At 53.7% G+C, this 6,150-nt stretch carries 1 protein-coding gene; it reads right to left on the bottom strand.

Features of this window, described 5'->3' with window-relative positions; translation table 11 throughout:
- Positions 1–95: 95 nt before the first annotated feature.
- Positions 96–6,107, bottom strand: coding sequence for a 6-hydroxymethylpterin diphosphokinase MptE-like protein (locus CHB64_RS15475; protein WP_200815410.1), 6,012 nt, complete (start codon positions 6,105–6,107; stop codon positions 96–98).
- Positions 6,108–6,150 lie beyond the last annotated feature (43 nt).

Here is a 6,150-nt window from a genome sequence, read left to right as displayed (position 1 = left end):
TGGCGCTTCAATTACGGCCCGCCGGACGCCCTCTTGCGCACCCTCCGGGAATGGCTCAAACCCTACTCAAGAAGCTGAACATCTGGGACAGCCCCTTAACCTTTCTCGCCCCGCCTTCGCCTTCGCCGGAGAATTGCCGTGCGCCATTCGCCGCCGATCCACAACCACTCGCCAAGAGGTCGAACCTTTTCGTCAACGAACGGTTTTATGGCAGGCCAATCCTTTGTGTTGTAGTCATCGAATATGAGCACGCCGCCCGGTTTCACGAGCGGGCCATAGAGGTCGAAATCGCTAGCCACTCCCTCAAGACTATGGTCGCCATCGATTAGGACATAATCGTATTGTTTATCCGAAGCCAGCTTTAAGGCCTCTTCGTCCGTACTGAGGTGTTGAATTATTCTGTATCGGGACTTTGGCACGCCCAGCGCCGCCATGTTCCCAACGAGCGTGTTGCGCGTGACAGGAACGCCGGTAGCCGCGTCTGCTATTCCTCGGTCGTAATATCCGTCAAGGGGATCGACGAGCGTAAGATGCATTGTACGCTGCGCGCGTTCCCCTGCTTTATATAGCATGCCCGCACCTATTCCAAAAAGCGCGCCTATTTCAAGCAAATCGATTTTTTTCCGTTGGATGCTGAGCAGCGCAAGCGTGCGCAGCACTGCCGCTTGAATAGTGGTCGCGAGCCGCCCCTCGCAGCGTTCTTCCGCAAGACAAATCTGATGCGCCAGGTAATGAATCTGTCGATTTGAAAGCGTAATGCCGAGCAGCCGCAACCAGTTGTTTTGAATATAAGCGACATCCGCATCGCTGAGGCGCCGCTCGTGAGCGCGCACGCTTGCGACGTTGCTGTAATTTGAAAATCGCTTCTCCGCCTCGAGCTCGCGCTGAATTTGCGTGGCGGCGGCGATTTCGCTCCTGAGAGCCTGATTCGCGGATTCGGCGGCCTTGGCGACTTTGTCGAGTTCGATGCGGAGGGCTTTTTCGCCAGCCTCGGCCTTCTTGGCGGCGTCGGAAAGTTCGCTCCGCACACGCTCGATAGCCGTCGCGCCGGCTCGCTCGGCCTCGACGAGGCGCGCCTCCAGCGATTCGGCGGCCGCAACTTGCGCGTCGTTAGCCGCCTTCGCTTCCGCAACGTGGTTCCGAAACTCGCCGAGCGCGCGGTCAAGACAGGCCGCCGTCTCTTCTGCGCGGCGAGCCGATTCGCGCCTGTCGTCGTCCAACCGCCGCCTTAGCGCGCGGGCCTCGGCGCGCAGCGCCGCCGCCTCGGCCGACAGGGTCGACACGAACTGATAGACCCGCAGCGCGAGATAAAAGACGGCGAACAGAACCGCCGCGAAGCCCCCGACCGTCCAGATGACGGCGCGATGAGGCGCAAGATCCGGCAGAAAACCCGCGAGAAAAAGCGCCGCAAGCAGAATCAGCGCCGGCAGGGTCCACAGTCGCCGCCGCCACATGCCCGCGAGCGCGCGGCGGGCGAAGCGCAACGCCCCGAACAGCCGCGGCGCCCGCGCCATCAGCCAGTCGCCGAAGGGAGCGTAAAAGGGACGTCCGCCCGGGGACGGCGACGCTACGACGAGAGACTGGACAGACGCTGCGGCTTTTGTCAGTCGCTCTCCGCGCGAATTCTTGAACAGTGAATGGTAATCCACGCGCTCGAAAACCTCGAGCTGCCCGCCGATCGTAGCGTTATAAATTTTGCGGCCAGCGGATTCATAAGCGATCTTAGCTTGGCGATAGCTGTTTGCGACACGATCAAGTTTGGGATCCTTCCACGTTTTACCCTTGCCAAAATAATCCTTGTGGAAATGGTTAGGATCATCGGTCTTCGAGTAAATCCAGTTTCCTTCCCGCCCGTGCTCTGTTGGAATAACATAGTTGAAGTCCATACCGATCAGATAGACCTCCGTGAAGCCCATAAAGAAGGCAAGTTGCATGTTTATGTAGGTGACAGTTTGACCGCAAAATAATTCCTTCGTAGCGTCCGTGGAAAAACGCGGTGCGCAATAGTTTGGGCTAGATTGCAAATAGAAGCCCCAATTGGCGGGAAAGAAGAATACATTCCGTCCCGGCGGATGAAGGTCCCTGTAATTGGCCGGAAAAAATTTGAACGGCACCTTGTACGTTTTTATGTCATCAATGTTTTCCCGCATGACGAGATTATCTTCGACGACAAAAAATGTCGGTCTGAAACCTATTTCTCTGGTTTTATAGAAAAATGAATTGACGGCGAACGTATACTCATTCTTGAGCAGCGAAAGATCATGCTTGTTGAGGGACGGACCGTTACCGATAATGAAACAGCGCTTGCCTTTATACGCATTATGGAACTGCGAAAGCGCCCGCCGTTCTTCCTCGGAAATTTCGACGATCTCGCGTTCGGCGTAGGAGCCGAGATCGATGTCGTAATGAGGATATAAAACGTTCTCCAGTATGAAAGGCCGGAACAGCCTCCTGCGCTCCTGCAGGGAATCAATGAGCTGCTCAGCGATTTTCGGCGTCGCCGATTTTGCGATTTTTGACTGCCGGAAATCGGACAATAGCGCCTGAAGCCCGATGCGGCGGAGGTTAAGCTCCTCCTGGAATCGTTCCTTGATATTTTCCGGCGCGTCAACGAGCCGTTTGCGCACGCCTTCAATCATGTACAATGTCCGGCGCGCAATGAGCGCTCTCGCGATCGGCCGGGCTTTCCGTGCCGCCATGAATGCGTCTGCATCACGCCATTGCGCGAAAATGGTTTCGATATGCGCTTCAGAGACGCGCTTGCTGATCGAGCCGTCACGTTGGCGATAAAAATAGATTTCGTCGGAGATTTGGCTGACCCGCTTGCTGAAGGCCAGCGCCTTGAAAGTAAAATAGAGATCCTCGTGCGGCGCGCGGGGGGGGAAGACCAGACCATTCTCTTGGATGAGGGACTTGCGATAGAGCCGGGCCCACGCTACGGACGGCGCAAAAGCGCCGAGCACTTTCTCCGATGGAGACAGGGGCGGACATTCCTGCGGTATCTCATGTTGCGGCAATTGGTCGGTGCGGACGGCGTGAGCAACGCCGTCTTCGGAGACGCGTACGAATCTTCCGGTTACGACATCGAAATCGCCGCGCTTTTGCTCTGCCCGGAGTGCGCTTATGGCGTTTGATGAGACATAATCGTCGCTGTCGACAAAAAGGATGAATTCGCCTCGACTCACTTTGACGCCGGCGTTACGCGCCGCGCCAAGGCCCGAATTATCCTGCCGCACGGACATGAAGTTGGGGCGCCGTGCGCAATACTCGTCAATGATTTTTGAAGTGCCGTCCGTGCTGCCATCATCGACAATGACGACTTCGAAATTGTCGTCATCCTGCGCAACCAGCGAATCAAGGCATTCCTCGATATAGGAATCGACGTTATAGGCGGGAACGATGACAGATATCAGCAGCTCTTTCGATGCGGGCTTCGGAATGGCCGCCCGATTGCGAATCGAGAATTCGGAGGGCGTTTGGGCGAGCTGTTTACTCAGCGTTCTTTTGCTCAGCGTTCTTTCGTAATCCACCCGCTCGAAGATCTCGAGCTTGCCGCCTATAGTGGCATTGTAAATCCTGCGCCCCACAGATTCGTAGGCGAGCTTGGCCTCCCGGTAATTCATCGCGACGCGATCGAGCTTCGGATCTTTCCAGGTTTTTCCTTTTCCAAAGTAATCTTTGTGGAAATGGTTTGGGTCGTCAGTGGTGGAAAGAATGACATCACCGTTACGCTTGTGCTCTCTCGGTATCACATAATCAAAATCCATCCCGATTAAATAAACTTCTGTGAAACCGAGGAAGTAGGCTAGTTGTAGATTGATATATGTGACGGACTGGCCACAATAAAGAACGCGCGAAGCGTCTCGCGAAAAGCGCGGGACGCAGTAATTGGGACTCGATTTCTCGTAAAAACCCCGGTTCATACGAAAGAAAAGCGTATTTCGCGTTTTAGGGTGAAGTTTTCTGTAAATCGTTGGGAAGAATTTGTATTCAGCATTATAAGCACGAATACGTTCTATATTCTCCTTCATAACGGATGTATCTTCGACAACGTAGAATGTCGGCCTGAATCCGGTTTCATCCGTCTTGTAGAAAAACGAATTCACCGCGAAGACATATTCGTTTTTCAATAGCGACAGATCATGCTTGTTGAGGGAGGGGCCGTTGCCGATGATGAAGCAGCGCTCGCCCCTGAACGCGTTATACAACGCTGCGATCTCTTCGCTGTCCGGATCGGGAGCGTCGTAAAGCTCTTTCGCCGGATAGCCCTCAAGAGTCGTAAACCCCGGCGGAAACACCGGCGCAGTTCGTTCTGACGTCGTGACTTCGTCAACGTAGAGTCCATTGACTGTGAGTTCACGCCCCGATCTGTACAGCTGCGGGTCGCCAAATGATGAGGCGCGCTTTTCAATATTCCGCTCGATTAGCGCCAACGATTTGTGCGCGCAGTTTTCATGAATGTCATCAGCGGCCGATAACGACATATTAACCGTACAACCATAATTATCTCGCAAGTGAGCTAGCACTTTATCCAATTCTGTTTTGTCCGGTTCGGTTGATGGGTGGAAAAGATGTGCGTAAACGAATTCAGCTACGCGCACCTCATCCGAGCCGCAACTTTCGAGTAACGCGACATCGAGCGCGCGATCCTCTCCCCCGTAGCTTGTATATTGCTCAAAGCCGAGCAACCGCAAATAAGCATCTCGACGCATGATGACGACGCCGCCTGTAATCGTTGTCGGTTTTTTCACGCCGTTCTGCCGGCGCAATCCATCAAGCGAAAACTTGCCGACGACCTCATCTGTCTCCTCGACATTCATGAAATACACATTCGCATAGGGAGAGATCGCCTTGTATTTTGTGTGACAAGCGATGATTTCGTCGACGAAATTGGCTCCAAGGAGCACATCAGTGTCCAGAAGGGCGACGACGTCGTTCTTCGTAAAATGCTTGACGGCGACGTTGTAGCCCCACCCGCGATTATATGATCGCGGATTGTAGATGAACTCGTGTCGCACATATGGTTGCACCGAACCAAGCAGGTCGATCTTGGACTCAGCATCCTGCTCGACGAGAAGTACGTCAAAAAGATCACTGTAAAATCGGTCTATCCATGCCAGAAGAAACCGGAGATTATTGACTCGCGACGAGTCATCGTCTGGAAATCTACAGCCGACGATCAAAGTCGCAAGTTTTTCCCCCGCCTCCAGTCCCGCAGCTTCAAGCGCGCGGCGGCGATTCTCCGCAGAAAGGACTTTCGGGGCCAGCAAAGGTCGTCCGTTTGGCGCGAAAGGCTTGTCGGCTCCATTGTCCTGCGGGTTGCTCATTCGCGCACCACGAAAGCTGCGCTCTTCGAGTCGTAGTCGCTTGGCGAGCTCTTCGTAGATATAATCGCTTCCGGCTTTCGTGTAATGAATATTGTCACAGGTATATCGCTGAATCTCCGCTTCGGTCCAACCGAGAAGATCAATCGTTTTGTTGGGACCGAGCACATCCCGGAATAGCGCGGAGTAACCGGCAGTCATCCCGATATTCTTAGGCCGCCCCCTCGTGAAATCGCCTTCCCAGCCGGGTACGAAGCGGTTTGAATTCACGAACAAGAGATTTTCGATTTTAAGAAGCCGCGGCAGAAGGTTCTTTTCCGCCATGTCAAGGCTGTACATATTGATAGTCGGGTGCCCTTCATACTCGACATCAAAATTCGAATGCAAGTGCGCGAGCATCGCCTCTTCAGTAAAGATTTTATCAAAGCTCAGTTTTTTGTTGTTGACGACTTTGCGCGCGTATTCGCGCGTATTGAGCATTTGGTTTCCCTGATTGACTGGGTTTTTATTGTTGTAAAGGTCGTTGATCGCACTTGGTTGCGGACGCGGCGACCATTCGACAATGCCGGTTTGCAAAACTACATGGTCGAAGTTTTCGGGACGATGTTCTTCCAGGAAATCTAAAAAATCGATCGTTGTCGTCCACTTCATTGGGCACAGGAGAACTGTCGCCTCGACTCTAGGGTGGTTCGCCAACCGCATCGTGAAGATTTCAAATGGCTCGGCAGCGCGCGGTATGTGTTGTCCACGGCTGTCAGTGTAGATTAGAATCTTGCGTTTCATGTCAAACTCACGACATCCTGATAAAGATCGCGGTGATCATTCT

The sequence above is a fragment of the Amphiplicatus metriothermophilus genome, assembly GCF_900199215.1.
Lineage (GTDB): Bacteria > Pseudomonadota > Alphaproteobacteria > Caulobacterales > Parvularculaceae > Amphiplicatus > Amphiplicatus metriothermophilus.
This window is presented reverse-complemented; position numbering and strand designations above follow the sequence as displayed.